A 516-nucleotide genomic window follows, 5' to 3' on the forward strand; every position below is an offset into this window, starting at 1 on the left:
TTTTAAAATTGAATCATCCCTTTAATGCGATGATCTAACTAATCTCAATTATAACACTAAAAACAATTAATAATAAATTTAATACTTAGACACTGTGTTATTTTCCCAAAAGGCCACCCTTTCAGTATCTTCACCGCTGTAACGTTTCACTATTGAGTTCGAGAAGGGTCAATGTGGTTCCATTACGCTATAAAACATCTAAGCTAATAAAACTAAAAAATTTATACTAAACTAAGTCAAGCATTCGGTCTATTAGGATACCTCAGCTAAATACATTACTGTACATACACTTGGTACCTATCAAACGGCTAGTCTTGCCGTGACCTTAACCATTTTTTATGGTAAGAGTACTCATCTTGAGGCTGGCTTCCCACTTAGATGCTTTCAGCGGTTATCCTAACCGTACATGGCTACCCAGCGTCTACCGTTGGCACGATAACTGGCACACCAGAGGTACGTCTCTTCCGGTCCTCTCGTACTAAGAAGAGATCCTCGCAATACTCTAACGCCTACACC

At 39.0% G+C, this 516-nt stretch carries 2 rRNA genes; both read right to left on the bottom strand.

Annotation, left to right across the window (positions count from 1 at the left end):
• Positions 1-84: 84 nt before the first annotated feature.
• Positions 85-202, bottom strand: a 5S ribosomal RNA gene (gene rrf / locus QF777_12210).
• Between the two features lie 30 nt (positions 203-232).
• A 23S ribosomal RNA gene (locus tag QF777_12215) occupies positions 233-516 on the bottom strand; the annotation flags it as partial.

This window comes from Acidimicrobiales bacterium, from assembly GCA_030747595.1.
In the GTDB taxonomy this organism is placed as follows: Bacteria; Actinomycetota; Acidimicrobiia; order Acidimicrobiales; family MedAcidi-G1; genus UBA9410.